The 21,968-nt window shown below is 70.4% G+C and carries 29 protein-coding genes and 3 pseudogenes; 7 read left to right on the forward strand and 25 right to left on the reverse strand.

Features of this window, described 5'->3' with window-relative positions:
• Window positions 1–21: 21 nt before the first annotated feature.
• The 6 genes from F0344_RS19685 to F0344_RS19710 all read left to right on the forward strand — a co-directional run bounded on the left by F0344_RS19685 (window position 22) and on the right by F0344_RS19710 (window position 4,921).
• On the forward strand, window positions 22–588 hold the full coding sequence (locus F0344_RS19685; protein ID WP_185300030.1) for a WhiB family transcriptional regulator: 567 nt from the start codon (window positions 22–24) through the stop codon (window positions 586–588).
• Window positions 585–1,649, forward strand: a complete 1,065-nt coding sequence (locus tag F0344_RS19690) for a DUF2637 domain-containing protein (RefSeq protein ID WP_185300031.1) — start codon at window positions 585–587, stop codon at window positions 1,647–1,649. The genes F0344_RS19685 and F0344_RS19690 overlap by 4 nt, the downstream gene beginning before the upstream one ends.
• A gap of 101 nt (window positions 1,650–1,750) precedes the next feature.
• Window positions 1,751–1,975, forward strand: a complete 225-nt coding sequence (locus tag F0344_RS19695; RefSeq protein WP_185300032.1) for a hypothetical protein — start codon at window positions 1,751–1,753, stop codon at window positions 1,973–1,975.
• Between the two features lie 194 nt (window positions 1,976–2,169).
• Window positions 2,170–2,637, forward strand: a complete 468-nt coding sequence (locus F0344_RS19700) for a MobC family plasmid mobilization relaxosome protein (protein WP_258050011.1) — start codon at window positions 2,170–2,172, stop codon at window positions 2,635–2,637.
• On the forward strand, window positions 2,637–4,409 hold the full coding sequence (locus F0344_RS19705; protein WP_185300034.1) for a relaxase/mobilization nuclease domain-containing protein: 1,773 nt from the start codon (window positions 2,637–2,639) through the stop codon (window positions 4,407–4,409). The genes F0344_RS19700 and F0344_RS19705 overlap by 1 nt, the downstream gene beginning before the upstream one ends.
• Window positions 4,410–4,516: 107 nt before the next feature.
• Window positions 4,517–4,921 (forward strand): hypothetical protein, encoded by a 405-nt coding sequence (locus F0344_RS19710; protein ID WP_185300035.1) that lies wholly within the window; start codon window positions 4,517–4,519, stop codon window positions 4,919–4,921.
• A gap of 70 nt (window positions 4,922–4,991) precedes the next feature.
• Here F0344_RS19710 and F0344_RS19715 read toward each other — a convergent pair whose 3' ends face one another.
• The 6 genes from F0344_RS19715 to F0344_RS19740 all read right to left on the reverse strand — a co-directional run bounded on the left by F0344_RS19715 (window position 4,992) and on the right by F0344_RS19740 (window position 6,919).
• Window positions 4,992–5,225, reverse strand: a complete 234-nt coding sequence (locus F0344_RS19715; RefSeq protein WP_184579757.1) for a hypothetical protein — start codon at window positions 5,223–5,225, stop codon at window positions 4,992–4,994.
• A gap of 32 nt (window positions 5,226–5,257) precedes the next feature.
• On the reverse strand, window positions 5,258–5,488 hold the full coding sequence (locus tag F0344_RS19720; RefSeq protein ID WP_185300036.1) for a MarR family transcriptional regulator: 231 nt from the start codon (window positions 5,486–5,488) through the stop codon (window positions 5,258–5,260).
• 104 nt (window positions 5,489–5,592) lie between these two features.
• Window positions 5,593–5,922 carry an esterase gene (locus tag F0344_RS19725; protein WP_185300037.1) on the reverse strand — a complete coding sequence of 110 codons (330 nt, stop codon included), beginning with the start codon at window positions 5,920–5,922 and terminating at the stop codon, window positions 5,593–5,595.
• 91 nt (window positions 5,923–6,013) lie between these two features.
• Window positions 6,014–6,226, reverse strand: a complete 213-nt coding sequence (locus F0344_RS19730) for a hypothetical protein (RefSeq protein WP_185300038.1) — start codon at window positions 6,224–6,226, stop codon at window positions 6,014–6,016.
• A gap of 52 nt (window positions 6,227–6,278) precedes the next feature.
• On the reverse strand, window positions 6,279–6,539 hold the full coding sequence (locus F0344_RS19735; protein ID WP_185300039.1) for a hypothetical protein: 261 nt from the start codon (window positions 6,537–6,539) through the stop codon (window positions 6,279–6,281).
• A 32-nt stretch (window positions 6,540–6,571) separates the two neighbouring features.
• Window positions 6,572–6,919 carry a DUF317 domain-containing protein gene (locus F0344_RS19740; protein WP_185300040.1) on the reverse strand — a complete coding sequence of 116 codons (348 nt, stop codon included), beginning with the start codon at window positions 6,917–6,919 and terminating at the stop codon, window positions 6,572–6,574.
• Window positions 6,920–7,138: 219 nt separating this feature from the next.
• Here F0344_RS19740 and F0344_RS19745 point away from each other — a divergent pair, with 219 nt between their 5' ends.
• Complete coding sequence (locus F0344_RS19745) at window positions 7,139–7,405, forward strand: hypothetical protein (RefSeq protein ID WP_185300041.1); 267 nt, start codon at window positions 7,139–7,141, stop codon at window positions 7,403–7,405.
• A gap of 164 nt (window positions 7,406–7,569) precedes the next feature.
• On the opposite strand, the gene F0344_RS35940 is transcribed toward F0344_RS19745, so the two are convergent.
• From F0344_RS35940 to F0344_RS19835, 19 genes and pseudogenes are all read right to left on the reverse strand, one after another.
• Entirely contained in the window at window positions 7,570–7,863 is a 294-nt protein-coding gene (locus tag F0344_RS35940; protein WP_258050012.1) for a hypothetical protein, read from the reverse strand.
• 70 nt (window positions 7,864–7,933) lie between these two features.
• Complete coding sequence (locus F0344_RS19755) at window positions 7,934–8,878, reverse strand: DUF317 domain-containing protein (protein ID WP_185300042.1); 945 nt, start codon at window positions 8,876–8,878, stop codon at window positions 7,934–7,936.
• 121 nt (window positions 8,879–8,999) lie between these two features.
• On the reverse strand, window positions 9,000–9,845 hold the full coding sequence (locus F0344_RS19760; RefSeq protein WP_185300043.1) for a winged helix-turn-helix transcriptional regulator: 846 nt from the start codon (window positions 9,843–9,845) through the stop codon (window positions 9,000–9,002).
• A 56-nt stretch (window positions 9,846–9,901) separates the two neighbouring features.
• On the reverse strand, window positions 9,902–10,441 hold the full coding sequence (locus F0344_RS19765) for a hypothetical protein (protein WP_185300044.1): 540 nt from the start codon (window positions 10,439–10,441) through the stop codon (window positions 9,902–9,904).
• A 21-nt stretch (window positions 10,442–10,462) separates the two neighbouring features.
• Window positions 10,463–10,888, reverse strand: coding sequence for a hypothetical protein (locus tag F0344_RS19770; RefSeq protein WP_258050013.1), 426 nt, complete (start codon window positions 10,886–10,888; stop codon window positions 10,463–10,465).
• Complete coding sequence (locus tag F0344_RS19775) at window positions 10,885–11,553, reverse strand: hypothetical protein (RefSeq protein ID WP_185300045.1); 669 nt, start codon at window positions 11,551–11,553, stop codon at window positions 10,885–10,887. Before F0344_RS19775 ends, F0344_RS19770 begins: the two co-directional genes overlap by 4 nt.
• The gene (locus tag F0344_RS19780; protein ID WP_185300046.1) at window positions 11,550–12,026 is read right to left on the reverse strand and encodes a hypothetical protein; all 477 of its coding nucleotides are present in this window, start codon (window positions 12,024–12,026) and stop codon (window positions 11,550–11,552) included. Before F0344_RS19780 ends, F0344_RS19775 begins: the two co-directional genes overlap by 4 nt.
• Window positions 12,023–12,790, reverse strand: a complete 768-nt coding sequence (locus tag F0344_RS19785; RefSeq protein ID WP_185300047.1) for a glycosyl hydrolase — start codon at window positions 12,788–12,790, stop codon at window positions 12,023–12,025. The genes F0344_RS19780 and F0344_RS19785 overlap by 4 nt, the downstream gene beginning before the upstream one ends.
• The gene (locus F0344_RS19790; RefSeq protein WP_185300048.1) at window positions 12,787–13,389 is read right to left on the reverse strand and encodes a DUF4913 domain-containing protein; all 603 of its coding nucleotides are present in this window, start codon (window positions 13,387–13,389) and stop codon (window positions 12,787–12,789) included. Before F0344_RS19790 ends, F0344_RS19785 begins: the two co-directional genes overlap by 4 nt.
• 93 nt (window positions 13,390–13,482) lie before the next feature.
• The gene (locus F0344_RS35945; RefSeq protein ID WP_258050014.1) at window positions 13,483–13,713 is read right to left on the reverse strand and encodes a hypothetical protein; all 231 of its coding nucleotides are present in this window, start codon (window positions 13,711–13,713) and stop codon (window positions 13,483–13,485) included.
• A gap of 402 nt (window positions 13,714–14,115) precedes the next feature.
• Window positions 14,116–14,382, reverse strand: a pseudogene (locus tag F0344_RS35950) (DNA cytosine methyltransferase); the annotation flags it as partial.
• A gap of 115 nt (window positions 14,383–14,497) precedes the next feature.
• Window positions 14,498–14,680 (reverse strand): annotated as a pseudogene (locus F0344_RS35955) (hypothetical protein); the annotation flags it as partial.
• 1 nt (window position 14,681) lies between these two features.
• Window positions 14,682–15,263, reverse strand: coding sequence for a hypothetical protein (locus F0344_RS19800; RefSeq protein ID WP_185300049.1), 582 nt, complete (start codon window positions 15,261–15,263; stop codon window positions 14,682–14,684).
• A 46-nt stretch (window positions 15,264–15,309) separates the two neighbouring features.
• Window positions 15,310–16,479: a DnaB-like helicase N-terminal domain-containing protein gene (locus tag F0344_RS19805; RefSeq protein WP_185300050.1), complete on the reverse strand. Its 1,170-nt coding sequence runs from the start codon at window positions 16,477–16,479 to the stop codon at window positions 15,310–15,312.
• Complete coding sequence (locus tag F0344_RS19810; protein ID WP_185300051.1) at window positions 16,476–16,706, reverse strand: hypothetical protein; 231 nt, start codon at window positions 16,704–16,706, stop codon at window positions 16,476–16,478. The genes F0344_RS19805 and F0344_RS19810 overlap by 4 nt, the downstream gene beginning before the upstream one ends.
• Window positions 16,703–18,491, reverse strand: a pseudogene (locus F0344_RS19815) (type IV secretory system conjugative DNA transfer family protein). The gene F0344_RS19810 and the pseudogene F0344_RS19815 overlap by 4 nt, the downstream one beginning before the upstream one ends.
• A gap of 108 nt (window positions 18,492–18,599) precedes the next feature.
• Window positions 18,600–19,271: a hypothetical protein gene (locus F0344_RS19825; protein WP_185300053.1), complete on the reverse strand. Its 672-nt coding sequence runs from the start codon at window positions 19,269–19,271 to the stop codon at window positions 18,600–18,602.
• Window positions 19,272–19,398: 127 nt separating this feature from the next.
• The gene (locus F0344_RS19830; RefSeq protein WP_185300054.1) at window positions 19,399–20,631 is read right to left on the reverse strand and encodes an ATP-grasp domain-containing protein; all 1,233 of its coding nucleotides are present in this window, start codon (window positions 20,629–20,631) and stop codon (window positions 19,399–19,401) included.
• Between the two features lie 71 nt (window positions 20,632–20,702).
• On the reverse strand, window positions 20,703–21,965 hold the full coding sequence (locus tag F0344_RS19835) for an MFS transporter (RefSeq protein ID WP_185300055.1): 1,263 nt from the start codon (window positions 21,963–21,965) through the stop codon (window positions 20,703–20,705).
• Between the last annotated feature and the right edge of the window lie 3 nt (window positions 21,966–21,968).

A 21,968-nucleotide genomic window follows, 5' to 3' on the forward strand; every position in this document is an offset into this window, starting at 1 on the left:
AGAGCGATCGGAGCAACCCGCATGACCACCACGACGATCAGCCCTGCCCGCCACCGGTCGCTCGGCGACCAGACCTGGCAGGACCAGGCCGTCTGCCAGAGCACCGAGTACAACCCGGTGGACCCCGAAATCTTCTTCCCGGAGCCCGACGAGACCGACAAGATCACCGCCGCGAAGTCGCTGTGCGGCCAGTGCCCGGTCCGCCGCACCTGCCTGGATGCTGCCCTGGAAAGCGGTGACACCGACGGCATCCGGGGCGGACTGACCGAGGAGGAGCGCGGGCCGCTGCACGAGAAGCTCGCCAACCGCCTCGACTACAGCCGCGTCAACGCCACCATCGCCGGGCGGGACGTCCACCTCACCAAGGCCGAGCGCCGCGCAGTCGTCCACGCCGCGTACCGCCACGGGGTGACCGAGCAGCGCCTGGCCTGGCTCCTGAAGATCACCGAGGAGCACGCTCAGAAGCTCTACCGCGAGACCCGCCGCGCCCTGCGCAACCGAGACCTGGAGCAGACCACGAAGACCACCCCGCCCCCCGAGACCGACGGCGAGCGCCTGGGCCGCGACGATTTCGGGACGGCGGCGTGAGCACCGCGAGCGCGCCAAGGACGGCGCCCATCACCGGCTGGGACCGCGCGGTGGTCATCGCCCTGGGCGGCGCGGGGTGCGCCCTGTCGTACGACGCCCTCCAGCAGATGGCCGTCGCCATCCACGTCCGCGGTTTCCTGACCTACCTCTTCCCCCTGGTGATCGACGGCTTCATCGCCTACGGCATCCGGGCACTCCTGGTCCTCCGCGACGCGCCTCTGCGCGCCCGGCTCTACGTCTGGGCCCTCTTCGGCACGGCCACCGCCGCCAGCATCTGGGCCAACGCCCTCCACGCGGTCCGGCTCAACGACGAAGCGGTCGCCGGCACCGGCCTCCGACTCGGGGACACGGTGGTCGCCGTGCTGTCCACCATCGCCCCCCTCGCGCTGGCTGGAGCAGTCCACCTCTACATCCTGATCGCCCGGGGCCCGGTCAAGGGCAGTGACCGGGAGGACCTCGGTCAGGCCGGTCACCTCGGTCAGCCTGACCGGCCCGAGGGCATCGCGGTCACCAGGACTGACCGGGTCGGACAGCAGCAGCCGCAGGCCGGTCAGGTCAGCGCCGGGCAGCCGGTCACTGCCCTGACCGACCGGCCCCGACCGTCCCTGAACAAGCAGGCCCCGAGTCCCCGGTCACTGACCGGGGACAGCGCCCCGGCGGGCAGCAGCCCGGTCACCGGTGACCGCGAACAGCCGCACGAGGCCCCTGACCTGCTCGGACAGCCGGACACCGCGCCGCCGGTCACTGACCGCGCGGTCGGCACCGAGCCGGTCACCGGCAACCAGGACAGCCACGCGCCGGACACCAACCGGCCGGTCACTCCGCCGCAGGTCACTGACCGGGACACCCGGACAGCCAGTGACCGGCGGAGCGACCCGGACACCGAGGAACTGCTGAAGATCGCCCGGTCAGCGGTCAGGGCCGAGGACAAGCTGACCCGCAAGGTGGTCGCCCAGGCGATCCGAGGTCAGCAGATACCGCTGTCCAGCGACACCCTGACCGCCCTGATGGCCCAGCTCCGCGCCCAGCACGGACAGCCGGTCACCTCCGGCCGGAACTGACAGGACAGCACGAGGCGGGTGACCGAGCCGGACACCACGGCCGGTCACCCGCCCCCGGACACGCGCCCCACATCCTTCCGAAGCGAAGCGGAGAGCAACCCATGCGCACCCACCCGGCCACACCCACCGAGGTCAACTCCTGGCTGACCGTCTTGCACCAGCGCGGCCACCTGCACCGGGCCCAATCCGGCCCCGACAACATCTGGACCGTGCAACGAACCCGGGAAAGCCGCCCCTGGACCCTCCACCACCCGGTCCTGGCCATGGACTGGATCGAGGAACTCGTCCGCGAACTGCGACAGGAAAACCCGGAGACGAGCCGGTGACCGCCAACGATCCGGTGGTTACCACCGCCGGACAGCAGCGTGACCCCACGACGGCTCCTGGCGGAGCAAGTTGTCGCGTACGACGGTCCTACGGCCCGTCGTACGCACTTGCCCCCGCCCAGGAGGGCGGGGGAAGTCCGGCTGGTCCCCGAGCGAGGGCGCTCGGGGACCAGCCAGACACCCGGCACCAGGGGGTGCCGGGCGCGGGGGGAGAAGCAGACCGCCACAGCGACCGCGAGCAGCCGAGCCCGAGCGCGTCGCCTTTCCCCGACCGCAAGCCGCGCCGTCGCAGCCGCAACCCGACCGAGCGCACCCGTAAGACGACCACCCGCCTCTCCGACACAGAGAAAGCCGAAATCGTCGCCGCCGCAGCGCAGCGCAGCGTCACCGTCGCGCGATTCCTCGCCGCCGCCGGCCTCGCCGCCGCCCGTGGTTCCACCACCTTGCACACCAACGAACAACTCGACACCGCCATCGACGAGCTGGCCGCCCTGCGCACCGCCCTCTCCCGGGTCGGCAACAACATCAACCAGATCGCCTACGTCCACAACGCCGGAGGGCAGCCCCGACCCGGCGAACTCGAACACGCCCTCACAACCCTGACCCGAATCCTGGCCCGCATCGACGACGTGGCCGACACCCTGGTGAAGAAGCGACTCTGATGGTCCCCAAGATCCGGCGCGGCTCACGAACCCACGGCTTGCTCGTCTACCTGTACGGCCCTGGCAAACGCGACGAACACACCGACGCCCACCTCGTCGGGAGCTGGGACGGCTTCGCCCCCGACCCCGGACGAGACACCAGCCCCGACCCCGATCCCAAGGTCACCCTCGCCCGCTTGTCCGCAGCGCTGGACCTGCGGGTCAAGCAGGCCGGCACCACGGCACCGGCCCAGCACGTCTGGCACTGCTCGGTCCGCACCGACCCCGGCGACCGACACCTGACCGACGCCGAATGGAACACCGTCGCCCGCCGCCTGGTCCAGGCCGTCAACCTCGCCCCTGAAGGCGATCCGGACGGCTGCCGCTGGGTCGCCGTACGGCACGCCGACGACCACATCCACATCCTGGCCACCATGGTCCGAGGCGACCTGCGCCGCCCCAGGATGAACTACGACTTCAAGAAGGCCCAGGCCGAATGCCGCCGCATCGAGAAGGAGATGGACTTGCGCCAGCTCAAGCCCGGCGACGGCACCGGAGCCAAAACCCCCACCAGCGCAGAGCGTTTCAAGGCCGAGCGCACCGGTCGGCCCGAGGCCCCTCGCGAGACTCTCCGCGAAGCCGTGCGCCAAGCCCTCGCTGGGGCGGCCACCGAAGAGGAGTTCTTCACCAGGCTCCGCGAGGCGGGCCTCCGTGTGAAGATCCGAAACGCCCCGTCCGGTGACGCCATCGGCTTCAACGTCGCACTTCCCGGCGACCGTAACCGCGAGGGCACACCGATCTGGTATCCCGGATCCAAGCTGGCCCCTGACCTCTCACTCCCCAAGATCCGCCGCCGCCTGGCCGACGGCACCGCTGACCAGACGACGCACCCGGCGGCGACCGGCGGCCGACCGGACTGGTCCCCGCCCGCCCGGGAACGACGCAACGCCACCGGCATCGCCGAGCGCGCCGCCATCCTGCTCGACAGCGACGACGACGAAGCCGCAGCTCAACTGGTAGGGGTCGGCGAACTCCTGGACGCGGTGACACAGACCTCCCCGGCCGCCACCCGCGCCGAGCTGGGTGCCGCCGCCCGCTCCTTCGAGCGTGCCACCCGCAGCCACGTCCGAGCGGAGCGTGCCGACACGCGGGTGATCCGCTCGGCGGCCCGGGGCATCATCCAGGCCGGCAGCGCCCTCGGCCGTGGCGAGGACGGCGGCACCACCGCCATGCTCCTCTCCACCCTGGTCCTGGTCACGCTGGCCGCCGCCCGCTGGCACTCCGCCCGTGGCCATGCCCAGCAGGCCCATGCCTCTCGACAGGCTGCAGAGCATCTGCGAGCCGCCTACCGCCAGGCCGCTGCCACGCCCATGCAGGCACTGCGCGACCAAGGGCGCGCCCTGCCAGAAGCCGAACGCCGCACCCACCAGGCCACCATCCGCGCAGCCCTGCCCGAAGCAGCGATGCGAGCAGACAGCTCGTCCACGACGACCGATGCCCTGACCGCCACGCTCGCCCAGGCCGAGCGAGCAGGCCACGACCCCAAGACTCTTCTCCAGCAGGCCATCGATATGCGCGAACTTGACACGGCCGACGACGTGAATGACGTGCTGGTCTGGCGACTGCGCCGTCTCGCCCAGCTTCCTGCTCACCCGGGTGAAGCGACTCGCCGCCCGCAGGCCGGCACCAGCCAGCCGAAAGCCTCGACCAATCGCACCAACAACCGGACGGCGCCCACGGCAGCAGCTCGCCCCGCCGCCTCCGACCCGCGCAACCGCCCACCGCGCCGCTGACGAGGGTCCGGCGGGCCGGTTGACCGGCCCGCCGGACTCCGACAAACCCCTGGACAATCCGTTCCACCGGCTGTTACGGATGGAAACAGAAGCACCTCGACCGGGAGATGACGCTCGTGCTCAGAACCACCGACCGCCCCGTAGGGCCGAAACCCGTGCTGCCCGTCCTCCCTGCTGGTACCGACCCCCTGCTGCAACTCGAGTACGAGACGCAGCCGCCCAGCGGCCCCGGCGCGACCCGCTGCCTCAGCCACCCGCGTGAACTGGCCCTCCGGGGGATCCCGGTGATGTGCACGGCCTGCCGTGCCCGGCGCGACTGGCTGCTCATCAACCACGGCCGAAACGTCTGGGTCTGCTGCCGCTGCAGCAACCAGTGGCTCGAACCCGAGATCAGCCGCGCCGACTTCGACGCCCTGATCGCCATCCCGGACGGAACGACCTACCCCAGCGTCGAGCAGGGCCTCACCGCGCTCGGCTTCGACGGGGCCTTCGCCGGCACCTACCTGGATTAGTCGAGCGGAGTGCCGAACGCCGAGGAGCGCCACCGATACGTCGGTGGCGCTCCTCGGCGTTGCGCGATGGTCAGCCGCGGTTCCCGTTCTTCGGCAGCCCACCTCGGAAGTCGCAGCCGGGGCACTCGTCCTCACCCTGGATGTGCCCCTCGTACCAGCCGTGGACGGCCGCGTGGAGGATCGCGTCCTCCACCGAGGCTTCGCCGTTGCGGACTGATGCGATGGCGTTGCCGACGACCACCCGAAGCGCAGCGTTGTCAGGCGAAGGGAACGGTGGGGAGGGCATCGGCGAATCGGACGTCATGGCCGCAGCCTACGGGCGGGCAGGAGCGCCGGTCAGCCGAACGGCGTGATCCCGTGCGGGCTGTGCAGGTCGCTACGGAATCCCCGGCCGACCGGCTTCCAGCCCTGGAACGTGGCGGGTCTCCAGCGCGGCCGGTCCGGCACGGTGGTGTCGTCAGGCGCGGGCAGGCTGCCCCGGCTTTTGCGATTGCGGGCAGCCCCAACGCTGATGCCCAGGTGAGCGGCGACCTCGGGGTATCCCCAGAGTTGCTGGTCGTCGGCCATCGCGTCCTCCTCGTTCGTCGGTGATGAGCGTACGCAACACGCGGCTGGACGTACGGCAAGGCCGCCCCTGCCTGATCGGCGCGGGGCGGCCTTCTGCGGTTCGGTCAGACCTGGGCGAGGCGGTTCGAGAGGTCGAGGGCGGCGGTCGCGACCGCGAGGGCGGCGCAAAGGCCAAGCACCTCGTGGAGGGTAGGGCGGACCAGGCGCGGCCAGTCGTTCGGGGCAGCAGGCCACGAGGCCAGATGCACCTCGGTGGTGGCCAGGCCCAGGTGAGCGGTGACGTCCCACCCTGCGAGGGAGGCGGGCTCCCAGCGAAGGCGAATGCGGCCAAGGGGGAGTCTCGGGGTTTCTACGGCGAGCCAGGTGACGTCGAGCGGCCCGTCGGGCAGGGCGGAGACGCGCTGGACCAGCGCGCCGCGCATGGCGCTTGGCATGGGGCGTACGGCCAGGCTGTGAAGGGGAAGGGCCTGCGAAGGGCGGGATCGCGACGGGATAGGAGCCTCCGGGATTTCTCGGTGGGAGAGGTCAGGCCCAAGCGAGAGCATCACTGACCACCGCCGGGAGGTAGTCCTCCTGGCCGTCGTCGGCGATGAACGCCTTGCCGTCCCGGACGATGACCTCCGCCCCGAGATAGTGGGTGAAGGGGAAGTCCGGGTTGATGGCAAGGCGGATCGGCAGGCTGGGGTCAAGGTCCTGGAGCTGGCGGAGCAGGTGGCCGACGGTCAGATAGTGGGGCACGGGATCCTCCGGGAGCGGTACGGAACGGCATGGCTGGGTTGATGAGTGAGCGTCAGGACGTGTCGAGACGCAGCAGGTCGCGAAGGAGCTTCGGCCCCTGGGTGTGGCTGGTGAGGTGCCGCTTGCGACTCTCGTTGACGTAGCCCTTGCCGGACTGCTTCATGTCCCAGCCGCCGCACGAGCAGATGGCTTGCGTGTACGCGCGGCCGGGGCAGTCGGGGTGGAGCGGCTTGCCGGAACTCGTGTGCTTGTGGTCCGCCGGGCAGAGAGTGCCGTCGGCATGATGGTTGGTGAGTGGGGCGCGGTGTACCACGGGGTTCCTCCGATACAGGGTCGGTAGCGCGGTCAGCGGGTGGGAGTGGCGATGAGCGCGGCCAGGAATCCAGCAACGGCCTCGGAGGGGGTGTAGAGGCCGAACTCCTGCACCCACGGGTCGCCTTCGGTGGACTGCACTCGGACCTGCCAGACGATGCCGCGCTTCCAGGCGGCGGAGTCCTCGGGGAGCCAGCCGACGTAGACACGGCCGTCCGGGCTCGTCGCGTGGACGTTGGCCTCCGGGGTGTCGACAATCGCCCAGCCGAGGGCATCGAGGAGGTCGAGCACCGGGCCCGCGCAGTGGTCGGAGGAGAGCCAGCGGCGGTCTTCCACGGCCGGGCGGACGACGGCGGGCAGGAGGGTGGGGGAGGTGTTCACGGTTGGACGATCCCTTCGTTGACCTGCGGTTTTTCCCAACACCCGTACGTTGACATGCGGTGTCCCGAAGTACGTAGTCCTTTCCCGGGAAGCGGCGTCTGCCGTGGGCGAACTGGCGGCCGTCGGTGGGGGACTCTGACGCCGGGAATGGAACGGCGAAGGCGGTTGTCGTAACTGGGTTGCGGCAATGGGCCGCACAGGACCGAAGGGGGAGCAGGGATGGCGGAGCCGAGCAGACACTGGGACGGGGCCGGGCTGGAACGCAAGGTCCGCGCCGCCGGGCGGCCGTGGACGGTCGGTGACATCGCGATGGTCGCCGACGGCCAGTGGGCCGTCGGTGTGCAGTCCGACGGATGCCGAGACGAGGACGCCGTGGTGCAGGATCGGATCGCGGATGGGCGTCGCGTCGAGTTGACGTTGGAGGACCTGGCCCGCGCGGTGGGCTCCCGCATCGGGGATGCCCACCGCGACGGGGACCTCGGCTGACCGATCAGCGGTGCGGCCCCGGTGCGGCCACCGACGGGCCGGAAGCGGCCGAAGGCGCGGGTTGATCGGGCGACTGGCCCAGGGTGCGTGGAGCGTGCCCGGAGCGGGCGACAGCGGCCTGGGCCAGCCGGGCTGCTGGGGGCCGGTCCGCGGTGGCGGCGGCTTCACGTGCTTCGATCACGTGACTGATGGCCTGAAGGGAAGTCCGGCTCTCGGCTTGAGCGACGCGAAGGTCTGCCGCTGAGCCGGTGATCCTGGGTTAGGGCGTGCAGACGGTCTTGGTGCACAGCCACGGCGTTGTCGGTGACGACCAAGGACGAGCGGATGCGCATGGCCGAGCGCAGGAGCGGCTCGTCGCTAGGGCGGCGGACCGCGAGGGATTCCAGAGCTTCGATCGGGCGGCCCCAGGCTTTCTCGATCATGGTCGTGGCCTGATCGAGTGCGGTGGCGTCGGGCATGGTGGAACTCCCGGCATTCGGAGTGGCGCTTCGGGCGGAGGGGCTGTCCCAGAGAGGCTGAAGCCGATGATCAGCGGCTACGGCGTGGGGGTGTCGGGGCGGCCAGCGGCCTGCCCCCGAGAGCGGGCGAAGGATTGCTCGACCGGTTCTGCGCCGAGGCCCCTGTACGGCTGCGGGCGGCCATGACCCGCAGGTCGGCGGCTGTGCGAGGGAAACGTGCGGCGCGGTTGACGGCCTGCGTGACGGCGGTGCGGCGTACGTCAAGGGGGGTGGGAGCCCGAGGAACCTGGGGGGCGATCGGGCCGACTGGGGTGAGCGAGACCAGGTGCTCCACCTCGCGGTGGATCTGGTGCCGCTCACGTGCCGCCGGGGCTGGATCGGCCATGACCGCTGCCGTTGCGGCGATCAGATGGGAGGGAGTACCGGCGGAGAAGTACGCCTCCGCGCGAGTGCCCCACCCTGGTGGACCCGCCCAGAGCGTTACGGCTTCGTCGTCCGGACGGGAGCGACGGTTGTCGATGAGGATCCCTGCTTGTCCGTCCGGGGCGATGATCTCGACGGTGCCCAGCTCGGCTCCGCCGTCGCGGGTCCAGCCGGCATCGGTCAGGGGCCGGACGGCATCGGCCCAGCGGTACGACGGGCTCGCCAGGAAGCGCCCGTTGCCCTCGTAGGCGTCGGCTTCGGCGTAGTCGTGAGCGAGAGCGGTGGTGAGACCGGCGACGATCTCGGCCGGGGTGACGTGGTTGAAGGTCGCTGTCCAGCGGGGTGCGGAGACGGCCTCTTCGGCTGCGGTGATCTTCCACAGCTCGAAGTCGTCACCGAACCAGCCGATACGGATCCTCTGATCCGGCGAGGTGACAAGCAGTTGGCAGGGGCCCTCGTCGAGGTAGTGATGGGGCCAGTGAGCGACGGGGGCGAAGCCAGCGTCTCCGGTCCCGTTGGAACCGGCCAGGTACATGGGGCTGACCAGTACCTCTTGGTAGGGATCCTGGCTGTAGGGCTGCTGGGTGCTCATAGTCGAGGCTCCGGGGACGATGGAGGGGAACGCGCCCGCGTGCACAGCGGAACGGGCTGCTCGACTGCACGCGGGCGCCATGGCAACGGGGAAGTGCGGCTGGTTCTCAGCACCACCCGGATCACCGGCCCCGAGAGGGGGTCGACTGGGCGGTGACGGCCGACGGCACCCGCGGTTGCGGCTGCGGTGCGTGGCTGAACAGAGCGCTCGGCGCGGCGGCGCTCCGACGCAGGGCCGCTGCAGTTCGGACGTTGTCCGACCCCAGCGGGACGCCGGTGTGGGTCCGGGTGGCCGCCACGACACGGGTCGGCGGTGCCGAGCGATTCCGTGTGGTGACGGGGTCACTCCAGTGCTCGACGGCTGCGTAGACGGGGCCCAGCGCCCGCCCGGCGTCGGTCAGGACGTAGGGGTCGCCGTGGCGGGGCCCGGTACGGGCGACCAAGCCGTCGACCTGAAGCCGGTTGAGGCGCTGCCGGGTGAAGCCGTTGTCCAGGCCGGCCTCCTCGGCGATATGGACGAACCGCATCGGGCCGCCCTCGTCGAGAACCTGGATCACGGCGGTCGAATGCCGTAGGTGCAGCCGCCGCACGGCGTCCTCGACGCGTTCGGCACCAGCTACCTGGCCACCGAGCGACAAGTTGGCCTGGGACCAGCCAGAAAGGGCGTGGTGCACACGAGAGAGCGATTCGCCGAAGGCGCTGAGCTGATACGGAGCGCCATGACGGTCGGCGGCTCGGGTTACCAGTCCGTCAGCGTGCATCTGGGCCAGCCGCTTGCCGACGAGCTGCTCGCTGACGAAGGGGAGCCTGGTCGCGACGTCACGCACACGCATGGGGCTGCCCTGCTGCGCCAGGGTCTGCGCCGACCAAGTGGTCCACTTCGGTGCTATCAGGGAAAGCGCGTCCTCGACACGCTGGGCATCGACCGACCCGATCGAGGCGGCGGAAGACTGAGAGGAGGAGGACATGGGGTGAACTCCGTAAGAGCAAAGGGGGTTTGTGGATTTGCGGTGCGCCTGAGCGGTCAGCGGGAGGTGCTCTCGGCTCGAAGCCTCTGGAGCACCGCGCCGAGGCGGCGGTTGCTGACGTGGACGCCGCGGTCGCGCAGGCCCCGGCGCAGTGCCTCGCGGTTGAGGCGATGCAGGCCGGCGGCGACCTCGCGGGCGGTGGCCAGCAGGTCCTCGTCAGGAGCAGGGATGGTTCGATGAGCCGACGGACGCTGAGTAGAAGCGCGGTCCAGGAGGAGGCGGACATCCAGCAGGTCCCAGACCGCTTCCGCCTCGCTCTGTTCCTGGCGTTCGAGGTCGACGACTTCGGCCGCGTACAGCAGAACGAGATCGTCGAGGGCGTGTTCGCCGGAGCGGTGCCGCTGCCAGGCCGCGTCGAGGTTGCGGCGGGCTGACCGGGCATCGGCACCGGTCTGGGCGAGTCCGTCGAGCCGCCGCAGCAGGATGGGCAGAACAGGGTCGTCGGAACGGCAGGAGGCGTTGCCGCGCTGCAGCTTCTCCAGCGGGCGGCCGTACCGGTGCTCGACCAGGCGGCGGGTGTAGATCGCGGTGGACATGAGGGCGTCCTTTCTAGGGAATCAGCGGGAACGGAACGGCTTGGTGGCCGTGCTTGTCGCAGGTGCGGCGGATGGGTCGACGCCGTGGCCGGAGATCGCTGCAGCGCCGCTGCGGCTGAGGGCGGCGGATACGCGCGGCGTGGCCGTACGAGCGTCTCGAAGGGCCACCTCGCCCTGCGGCGTGAGCGAGAGGAGCTGCCCAGGCCGGTACAGCCCCTCGCTGGTGTCCTGGACGAGTAGCCCGTCGGCGACCAGCCGCTGGACGGTCTCAGGCCAGACCTCCGGGTTAGGGCGCTGGCCCTGTCCGTCGGAGAGATAGATGTAGCCGTAGACCGCGCTCTGGTGGAACCGCAGTCCGCCGGCCTCGACGGCTTCGAGGGCGCGGAGGCGGCGGTCACCCGAGATGGCCCAGTCATCGGCCCGCCCTTTTGCGTCATGAGGGTTCACTCCGCCGCCTCCATCCGAGCGAGCAGGGAGCGGACCAGAGTGGGAAGGCTCTCGGGACCGTCGCCGATCCAGATGTGGTCGGTCGCCTCGCCGAGGACGTACGCGGCGTCTTCGAGCAGACCGCTGGAGATCTCCATGCAGGCGTCGGTGATCCGGGAGGCTGCCAGCAGAGACTCGGAGAGCACCTCGACGTAGTCGACCGGCGCGAGGCCGGCGGCCTCGGCGGCAGTACGGATCGCCGCCAACTCCAGCGCGCTGAAGGAAAAGTCGAACTCGCCGTTCTGCTCCACGGTGGCCCGTGCGGCGAAGGCCGGGTCCGGCGCCTCCGTGGGGATGCCGACGCGCGTGCAGATCCGGTCGACCGAAGCGGTCAGCTCGGCGAGGGACTCGGTGAGCCATCCCAGCGCCGAGGCGTAGGAGGCCAGAGTGAACAGACCCGCCGGAGTCGTGGGGAGAGGATCGTCGGCCACGAAGCCTTCGAGCCGGTCGCTCAGCTCGCAGACGACCCGGGGCCCGGCGGACAGTGCACCGAGCACGGGGTGCAGGTAGGAGCGGCTAGCGGCCGTCGGGTACTCGGCGGTGAGGATGCCGGAGACGCTGTGCGCAACCTCGGTGAGGAGGTCAGCCAGTTCGGTACGGGTCAGGGGGGTGCGGTCGGCGGTCATCGCTGGGGAGCCTTTCGAGAAGCGGCAGCAGTGGGTTGGACTGCTGGGGGAGGAGTTGCCGGGACCGCAGTCGGCTGGTCGACCGCGCGGGGCGAGCGGGATCGGGCGGCCTGCACACGCGCCTCGGAAGCAGAGGCTGTCTCGGGGGCCTGGTGGGGTCCGGTACGCAGGTGTGCCGATCGGTAGACCGCGTAGTCCTTCCTGCTACCGGCGGCGACCAGATAGATCTCGCGCTTGTGGTGCGAAGTCGGCGGAGCCGGGCGGAACTGGATGACCATCCGGTAGGAGACGGACGGATCGACGTAGACCTTGTGGAAGCCCGCGAGGCGACCCTTCAGCGGCAGGCAGTCATCGCTGCCGTGGACCAGGTTCTGCAGCTCCAGCAGAGCCAAGTCACGCATCTCGTCGGGAAGCTCCCGCAGGTCCGCGATGGCGTCCGGATGTGCGGAGAAGGCGAAGCGGGCACGGCTCACATCGACCGCCCCGGGTTCGGTCGCTGTGCCGTTCCTGCCGACGGTGCGCTGGGGGCGTCGAGGCCGGCCTTCGGTATCGCGGAAGCACCGGCCGACCGCGTGAGGGCAGCGCGGGTCCGGAGGACAGCGGCGTCTCCGCGGTATTCCGGCGGCTGCGGCAGCGCGGTGCTGCGGTCGTCCAGCCAGTGCCGGGCGGCGTCCTCGTCGGCGAAGGCACCCTCCCGCATCGTGTACGTGTGAGCGTCGAAGTCCCCCTCTTCGAGGAAGATGCGCATCGGCGCCTGAGCAGCGAGGGAGTCGCGGGTCAACGTCCATGTCTCGCACGGGTCGAAGTCCGAGGTGTAGCTGTCGAGGACCTTGTACCGGTCCCCCGACGTGCGGAGCTTCTGCTCGACCCGCGCGGTGCGATCGTCAGCGGGCTTCATGAAATCGTTGCCGACCTGGGAAATCCGCTCGGGCGGGCAACCGCGCTCGATCAGCCAGTTCTGAGCGAAGGACACGGTGGAGTGATAGGTCGAATCGAACGTGAAGGTGTTTTGGTTGAGGTCCCGCGCGACCTTGATCGCGCGAATCTGCGGCTCGCCAGGTACTCCCCAGGTGACCGAGCCGTCGTGGGCGAGGACGAAGTCGTGGGAGCCGTTGGGGGTGGTGTGGTGCTCGGCCAGGACGGTGAGATCACCGGCCCAGAAACGCTGCTCCGCGTACTCCGAATCCGCGTCAGCGGGCTCGAAGTCATCCAGGCGGAAGTCGAGTTCACTGCTCATGCCGCCAGCTCCAACTGCGGCGCGGGGGTGGCCAGCACACGATGGTTGGGCCGGGTCGCGCTCGTCGTGCACGCGGCGAAGGGACCGTCGGGAGCACGGAGCTGGGCCAGCGCCTGGTCCAGGTGGTCGCGGTGCCACGTCGAAGGGCCGGACAGGCCGGCCTCGGCATCGGTGAGCTGCTGCCACGCGAGCCAGAGGGCGTGCAACCGGGCAACGGCTTCGGGGTGTTCGTGCCACCGCGAACACCAGGGGCGGGTCGTGCTGATCTCTCGGCCGTACACCGGGAGGAAGAGGTAGTTCACCCAGTCGCTGAGGGCGGCGATCTCGATGGCGTACGCCTCGCCGCCCAAGGCGAGGATGAACACCGAAGCGGGGCCATCCTCCTGCGCGGAGCTGGTCGCCTCTGCGGCCGGAACGTCGTCCGCCGACGGGATCGCGGCGGAGGCGGGAGCGGGCTCGGAGCCCAGGCGGTCGAGGATGACGCCGTGCTGCCTGACCTCGGCCATGGTCTTGGCGAGGGTGCTGGCGAGGTCGTCGAGGTCCCCGTCGGGGACGCGGAACGGCTCCGGGTCGGGGGCGGTCGTGCTGGTGTCGGACATGGGGGCGTGCTCCATCTGTGAGACGGCGACATGAGGAAGAGGATCCGGAGGAACGGCGATTTGGTCCGGCCGGAAAAACCCGGTAGTGGGGCGCTACGCCGTCGCGCAGCGAGGGCCGCGCGGGAAGGGCGGCGCCAGCAACTGCACTGCCCGGCTGGCCTGTTGAGGTACAACGCCGTTGCCCAGTGCGGTGAGTTGAGCCGGTCGTCCGAGCCCCGGAGTGGCGGTGACCCAGCCGGGCTCCAGGCCCTGCATCCACTCCACGAAGTCGGCACGAAGGCGTCCGGCCGCGTCAGTGGGCGGCGGCGCGGGGCGGGTGAGCATCTCCCATCGGGTGATGGCGGCTGCGTATGCCCCCCATCGCTGGTCGCCCCCTCGGTTTCCGGAGCCGATTCCGTCCAGAGCGGCAGAACCACTGCCGACAGGGGAGGGCGCCACCCCTTGCCCGGTCGGCGTCCCGGGGTGCCCGTGTCGCTGGCCCGCGGTGTGGGCAGCAGTGACGCCGCCGCACTCGGCAGGGTCATGTCCCCATTGTCGTGCCGCTGGTTGGGCGAGCCCTTGATTCCGTCCGATGCCTTCGGCGTAGGCAGGAGCCACTCCACCTCGTCGGCCAGGTTCGGGCCGTGTCCTCCGCTCTTCCTCTTGGAGGGGTGTTGCGAGCCGCCGTTCTTCGCGATGTTGCTGGTCGGCGTCTTGAACAGCGTGTTCGGCAGGCCAGGCGGCGAGGAAAGTGCGCTCGCGGCGGTGCGGGGCTCCGATATCGGAGGCGCGAAGCACGCGCCACTTCGCGTCGTACCGGAGGTCGGCCAGGGATCCGAGTACGGCACCGAGTGCCCGCAGAGGAGGCTGACCTGGGGCGTCTCCCAGACACCACGGGCAGAATTCCACGTCGCCAGGGGAACCGGCGGGTGAGGTGAGGAGGCCGCGCACATTCTCGATCACAACCAGGCAGGGTCGGAGGGCCTCGACCGCACGGGCCACGTGCAGCCACAGCCCAGAGCGGGTCTGGGAGTTGAGTCCGGCCCGGCGGCCGGCGACCGAGACGTCTTTGACAGGGGAAACCCGCCGTCAGGACGCAGACCCGAGGAACGGCGGACCAGTTGACGGTCGTGATATCGCCCAGGTTCGGGACGCCGGGCCAGTGGCGGGCCAGGATGCGCGAAGCGTTCGGATCGACTTCCGCGTGCCAGGCCAGCGTGCCGCCGAGCGCGGACTGGACGCCGAGGTCCAGCCCGCCGTACCCCGAGCAGAGCGAGCCGATCAGCGGAGGGCACTCGATGGCGGTCTGCATGTCACCGACCCCGAGCGATCCGGTCCGCAGGAGCTGCTGCTCCCGGGACAGTAGGCGGAGGTGAAGCGAATGCAGGAGCCGCGGTCGTGGACCGGCTACGGGCTGCCTGCAGCCGTGCGGACGGAGGCGAAACCGTCGCCGACGCGGCGTGAAGGGAATCGGCGGCTTCGCGTAGGGCCGTGTCCGCCGTGCCGAGCGCGTCAACCGTCACCCGCGCCGCAGCCTCCCGAGCGTCCCGGGCATCGGGTTGGTCGCGCAGGTGCTCGGTCTGGTTCAGGAACGAGAGCTGGTGGACCACGGCCCCGAGAGCGGATGCCGCCTCGCCGGCAGGTCCTACGGCGGCGGCGAAGCTGGTGATAACCCGCGCACTGTGGGCCTCCTGGTCGTGGTCGACGACACGGAAGAGGACTTCGTCACCCAAACCGCTTATCAGCGCGCCGAGTTCGGAGATCTGCCTGGCGACGGCGACGCTGTCGGGTGAGCGGTGGACGTCTCCGGGGACCGGGAGCTTGCCGCGCTGGGCATCGAAAGTCGAGGCCGTGGCACGCAGGGCCAAGGCGTCGGAGATGGGGGTGTTGTTCACGGTGATTCCCAAGGGATGAGGACGAGCGACGGAAAGGGGGGAGGGGTCAGCCGTGTCCGCGAGAGGGCGGTCGCACGGCGGCCGGGCTGGGGGCAGAGCCAGGCCGGGCCGAGGATGGCGAGACTGGGCGCGGCGTGCTGCGGGCGAGCGCCGCGTGCACCTGCGCAGGGGGCGGCCCGGTTGGCGAAGGAGCTGGGGCCGGCGGCGTCGGTGCGGGGCGGCCGTTCGCCGCCTGCCAGCGGGCCCGCACCTCATCGAGTGGACCGAGCGCGTGCAAGGCGTGATTGATCAGCCGCCCGGGGGCCAGTGCCTCGTTCTCCGCCAAGGCTCGGATCTCACGCGCAGAGGTCGCCGCCGTGCGGGTGACCGACGAGCGCATCACCAGCTCGCCGAGCCATTCGGCGCTGCCTGGACCCACGCCGTCGCAGATGGCGGCGAGCTGATCGCTGGACAGCGTTCCGTCGGCCAGCAGGCCGCGCCGCTGGGCCTCCCAGAGCAGCGTGATCCGATCGATGGGTTCACCCCGGTGGTGCAGGGCGCCGAGGCAGCGGTAGAGCTGCCCGTGGGTGGCGTCGGCGAAGTCGCCAGGCCGCAGCCAGCCGACTACCTCGTCCATGGCCTTCGGCTGCTCAGCGAGGACGGCTAGAAGGAACCGCTCGTCCTCGGCGACCTGGTCGGCCCGAACCGGCGGTGGCGCGACCGGGACGGTGGCCACCGGAGCGGCGGGCGCGACCGGGCGCGGTTCGGTACCCCACCGCTGTGCGAGATCGCTGAGCACGCCGGTAAGGACGTCCGCGTGATGCAGGGCTCCCGCGACTTCGCCCTGCAGGGCGTCGGCGCGAGCCGCCTGGTGAAGGCGGATCGCGTGTTCCGTGATGCTGCGATGGATCGCGCCCTCCAGCACCATGCGGCCGTATACCGGAGCGTGCGAGGGACGCGGGCACGCCGAGATCAGGGTGTGGGCGTACACCGCGGTCAGCCCCCGTACGTGGAGGCCAGCCTCGTCGACCGCATCGGTCACCCACGACAGCGGTACGGACTCTTCGGCCAACGCAGGGTGGCCATCGTCCCGGAGCTTGCGCAACGCGGCGAACAGCGCCTGGTGGACCGGCCGGTAGAAGTGACCCGGCGCGAGCCAGTCAAGGTGCGCGAGCTGACCCGGGTCGAGCAGCACGGAACCGAGCACCGCCTGCTCCGCGCCCAGCAGCGGGTTCATCGCTGGCCGCCTGCATCAGAAGCGGGAGGTTCGCTCTCCCGGGCGCGGAGGTCGGCGACCGCCTGGTCGGCAGCGGCCATCGCCTGGGCGAGGCAGTCCAGCGTGCTGGTGAACGTGGGATCGGAAGCGAGTAGCGAGCCGGCCCCGCTGACCAACCACCACTGCCCGTCGCGCAGAACGACCGGCGAGCGTACGAACCGCCCGGGACGCGGCGTGGGCGCGCTCATGCCGACAGCCCGAAGTCGTCACGGCCGTGGGTCTTCGCGATGGCCCGTTCGGTGATCGCCTTCGTCGCACGGGCCGAAGCCGGGCCGACCACCTTGGCGGACGGCTCCTTGTACCAAGGCCGGAGATCGAGCATGGCGACCCGGATGCCCGTGGCGAGGAGCAATGCCTTGCCCTTGGGCAGGGCACGGATCGCATCGGGCGGCAGGATCCGCTCGGTCCGCATGCTCACCGAGGTGGACTTGCCGCCGTCGCTGGTCGACACCGAAGTGGTCTGCACGTCGTGGTCGCCGACCTGCCTGCTGAGCCGGTCGGCGAAGTCCGCGTCGTCGATGCCCGAACCGATGATCTTGACGGTGGCCGCAGACCAGAGCGCGTCCATGCCGGCCTCGCCCCAGCACCGCTGGCCCTGCCGGTAGGACTGCAGGATCGTCATCGGGATGACGCCTCGGCTGCCCAAGTGGCTGTACAGGTCCGGGAGATCGCTGATCTTGCACACATTCGCGGCCTCGTCGAGCACGCACAGCGCGGGGGGATCCAGCCGTCCGCCGGAGCGCTCGGCGACGACCACGGCCGCGCGCATCACGGCGTCGGCCGCTGCGGCGATGATCGCGCTCGCGCTGCCGCCGCCGTCCTTGCTCAGTAGATACAGGGTGTCGCGGGACGTGGCGAAGGCGAAGGGCTTGAACTCGGGGAGATCCTTGGCGGGCGTGACCCAGGCTGCAACGTCCGGGTCGAGCAGGCAGCTCGCGTACTGCCGCGCAGTCTCATAGATGCCGTCGCGGGTCTCGGTCGCGCCGGAGACAGTGCCCTGGAGCTGGGCGGCGACCGCGTCGTGGCCGGCATCGGTGAGGAGGTCGACCGGGGTCCGGTCGGCGGGGGAGGCGAGCCAGGCCAGGACATCGGTGATCGGGCGGCGGTGACTGGCGGCAGCGAGGAACAGCGCGCCGAGCGTGTTGCTCGCGGCGGTCGACCAGAAGTCGGAGCCGTTCGACTCGTCCACGCTGGCGGCGACGAAGTGTCCGGCGAGGCGTTTCGCCCCGGCCAGGTCGCGGGCGTCGGCCAGGATGTCCCACCACATCTCGCGCGGGTGGTGGGCGATCTGCTGGGGGTCGAGGGTCCAGATCGTGCCGACCTCGGCGCGAGCGTCCACCGTCGCGGTGAAGGCGTCGTTCGCGGCCTTGTTACTGGTGAGCAGGACGGGGCCGGGCGCGGCGAGAATCGCGGGGATCGCGAGGCCGGAGGTCTTACCGCTTCGCGGAGCCATGATCGCGACGATCACGTCCTCCCAGGACGCGCGGACATTGGCCCGTCCCGGGGAGAGGGTGCCGAGAAGGATGCCGCGGTCGGCAGGGGCGACCTCTTTTACACTCCCGGTCGCTGAGGGACGGCCGCAGGCTCCTGGCCTTGGCGGTGATCTCCTTGTCCAGCAGCGGGGCGAGGTCGGCCTTCCGGGCGAGGCCGTTCTTCGGGCCACCGCGCAGGCGCATCCACAGAACCAGGCCGAGGATGGTGAGGCAGACGGACAGCAGGCCGGGGATGATCCGCGCGCCGACCAGCAGGGCGGTGGGGCTCAGGTTCGGCCACAGCGCATCGGGGTGAAGCAGCGCATCCGTGGCCCTGAAAGGACCCCAAGACCCGCTCTCAAAGAGCGAGTTGGTGAGATTGCCGCTCAGCCAGGCCAGTGAACCGAAGGCGAGCGCGATGCCGAGTATGCCGAAGAGGAGGTAGAGGAGCGCGTCCGACCCGGTGGTGGTCGAGGGCGCGCTGGTACGCGGTACGGGCATGGTGGGTCCTGGAAGTGAGCGCAGGCGATTGATGGAGGCGGGGCACGCGGCGCTCTTCTGCTGGTCATCGAGGAAGCTCCTGTTTAGGAAGGGGGTCGGCGGTCAGGGCTATCGGGTACGAGGGGCTCGGGGCGGCGGAGTGCTCGGCACCGCGTCGGAGCTGGCCGGGGAGGCCGGGCGCTGGGCGGCAGCCTTCGGCGAGGAGGTACGGGCAGCGCGCTGCCGGTTCGCTTCCGCGTTGCCATCGGCGGCCGGCGGGGCCGGAGCGACCGGACCAGCACCGAGGACGTCGCTGAGCAGCTCCCTGGTCCGCAGGACGTTAACCATCTCGTGGTGCCTGGGATCGGTGAGTTCGGCAGGACACGCGGCGATCCCGTCCTCGGCGATCTCCAACTGCTCCTGGACGTCCAGGAGCATCCCGTGGGCAGCGGCCAGCCGTGTCCAGGTCTCGAAGGTGGGGTTGTGATTCGGGTCGTCAAACGTCAGACGGACACGGGTCCAGTCGGCGGCAGCGGCGACGAGTTCGGTCAGCTGCGGGAGAGCCCCGACCAATGCGCCGTTGACCTCCTCGATGATTCCGGCGACCTCATTGGGCGTCGCGGTCTCGGTGAGCCGGGCGATCATCCCGGGGACGGAGTACGGGTCGGAGGAAGGGTGGGGCAGGTGGCGGACCTGCAGAGGCTTGTCGAGGCCCGGCGTTTCGTTGCCATGGGCGAGCCGGATGTTGTGCTTCATCGCGGCGCCGACGGCCTCGCCGATACTCGGGTAGAACTCGGGCACGGTTGCTCCTCGGTCGTGCGCTGGACTTCCGGGATGGGTGGGGGCACGAGGCTGACGTGCTCCCCACCCGGATGGACGGACGCAGGTCCGCATGCCGGTCTTGTGGCGGAGGAAGGCAGCGGAAGGTTCACGGGGTGATCGACATAGTCACAGCGTCGGCGAGGCACGAGAGAGAGTCCTGGGCCTCTTCGGCGCTGTCGGCGGTGACGATGACGAAGCCGACCCGGCTGGTGTCGAGGTTGCCCGACGGCGGCAGTACGACCCGCTCCCCGACGTCTCGGAGCCAGGTCACCTGGTGAAGCCACGGGTGCTCCGGACCAGGGTGGATCGCCAGGTCGCGCGCGGCGATGGTGCCTGTGGCCAGGGGATAAATGATCTTTATCGCGGCGGTGGTGTGCGCCGTGGGCGTCAGGTCGGGAATCTGTCCGCAGGCGATGTCGGCCGCGATCCGAGGTAGGTCGAGGCCGGTGGCAAGGCGGACGAGCTGCCCGATCAGGTCGCCGCCGATCCGGGAATTGACCTCGATGATCCGCGGACCGGACGCGGTGAGGCGCATCTCAACGTGCTGGACGCCAGCCGTGACACCCAGCGACCGCACGGCCTGGGCGGCAATGGAGGCGACTTCGGGCAAGAGCGGGTCGCCTGCAGTCACGGTGTGGCCGACCTCCTCGAAGTACGGAGGGAAGGCGACCTCCTTGCGGGTGACGGCCAGTGCGGTGGTGACGCCGCGCTGAGTGACGCACTCCACCGATATCTCCGGGCCGGACAGGTACTCCTCGACCAGGACACCGCTGCCTTCCGGGCCTTGCTCACCGGCTCCGGCGGCAGCGAACTCCCAGGCGGCAGGCAGTTCCTCGGGCGTATCGACGCGGATGACGCCGATGCTGGCAGCATGGGAGGACGGCTTGAGGACGACCGGGAAACCGGTGCGGAGCGCGGCGACTTTCGCGTCGGTCAGGTTGTCGACGCGGGTGGACGTGGCTGAAGGCACGTTGTGCTCGGCGAACAGGCGTCGGCTGGTCGCCTTGTCCCGGCAGGCAGTCATCGCCGCCGGACTGTTTCCGGGCACGTTGAGGCGTGCGGCGAGTTCAGCGGTCGGCACGAGCGTGTACTCGTCCCAGGTGACGACTCCGGCGATGGGATGCCGAGCGGCCAGGGCCAGGCCGGCAGCGACCACGGCCTCCGGGTCGAGAGTGTCGGCGACCTCGTGGTCGACCACCAGGTGCTCCTGCCTGGACGGCGGCTTGGTGTCGATCAGCGCGATCGGGTACGCGGCGGCGGCCTGTTCGACGCAGTAGCCGCGATAGACGGAATCGGTGCCGCCGACGACGATCAGCAGCGGGCGAGTAGATCGGGACATGGGGAGCCTCCGTGATGCGGTGGTGGGTATGAGGAGGAAGGGCAAGGTGCACTGGGCCGCTCAGCGACCGTTCACACGGCATCCGCTGCTGGGGCGGGCTCCTTGCGGAGCGGAGAGACCTGTGGGTGGGGCAGGTCGCAGGCGGCGCGGTGCCGTCGCAGACCGGCGAAGCATGCGCTCAGCGCCAGGCCCTGAAGAGCAGCGCACGCCAGCAGCAGGTGCGGAATGCCAGCAGGGGGTACGAGCGCGATCAGGACTCCGGCCAGCGGCAACGGCAGCAACACCAGGATGATCGTCACCGCCAGGGTGGAGCCGAACGCCTGCGCCGGGATGAGACGGGACCGCAGCGTGCGCAGGACGACGGTCATCGCGCCTTCGCCAGCCATGACCGCCGCCACCGCCACGGTGTACGTGGCGAAGCTCGGCGCTAGGGCGGTCGCCAGGCACGCCGTGGTTGAGACAGCAGCCGTCACCGCGCCGACCGGCCAGATGCCGAAGCGATCGATCGCACGACGACTGATCCACACGGCAATCAGGGAGGCAACGGCTGCCGCGCTCCAGACCGAGCCCACGGCGACGGTGGAGTAGTGGAAGTGGTCGATGACCGTGATCGGGGCGGCGGCCTGCAGGACGCCGGTGGCCAAGTTGGAGGCGGCCAGGCCGCCGACCAACCAGGCGAGTGCTGGGGTACGGCGAAGGGTTGCCCACCCGGTCAGAAGACTGCTGGGCTCCGGGCTGTGACCCGTGGCGCCGACATCGCCAGATGTGGTCACGGCAGCGGTCAGGGCCAACAACGCGACCGCGGTCAGGAGCAGGGCGGGGCTGGCCAGAAGCAGCAGGCCGCCCAGAAGCGGACCGACGAGCATCGCGCCCTGGTCGATCCCTGTCTGTGCGGCCTGCACCCGGTGGGCCGCATTGCCCAACCGGCGGCTGGTCTCAGCACCAAGAGTCTCCATCGCGACGAAGGAAACCTCCGCGAGCAGCCCGGAGACAGCACCGAAGGCCAGGACCACACAAGTTGTCATCGTCCCGGCGCCGGGCAGGACGAGCAGCACCGCACCGGCCAGGGTGACCACAGCGGTACGGACCAGGTTGGACTGCCGGAAGACACGGCCGGCACCCCACCGGTCGACCATCGATCCGGCGAAGGAGAAGGCCGCCAGGCGAGGTGCCCATTCGAGAAGGAACGCAAGACCGGTCAGGGCAGTGGAGCCGGTGGTGACCAGGACCAGGAGCGGGATGGCGTAGGTGGCCGTCGCACTGGCCAGGGCGTCGGTGGCCCGCATGAGATAGGTGCGCGGCAGGCCGGCGATGGGAGCGCGTGAAGAGATCATCTG

The sequence above is a fragment of the Streptomyces finlayi genome (assembly GCF_014216315.1).
Classification (GTDB): Bacteria; Actinomycetota; Actinomycetes; order Streptomycetales; family Streptomycetaceae; genus Streptomyces; species Streptomyces finlayi_A.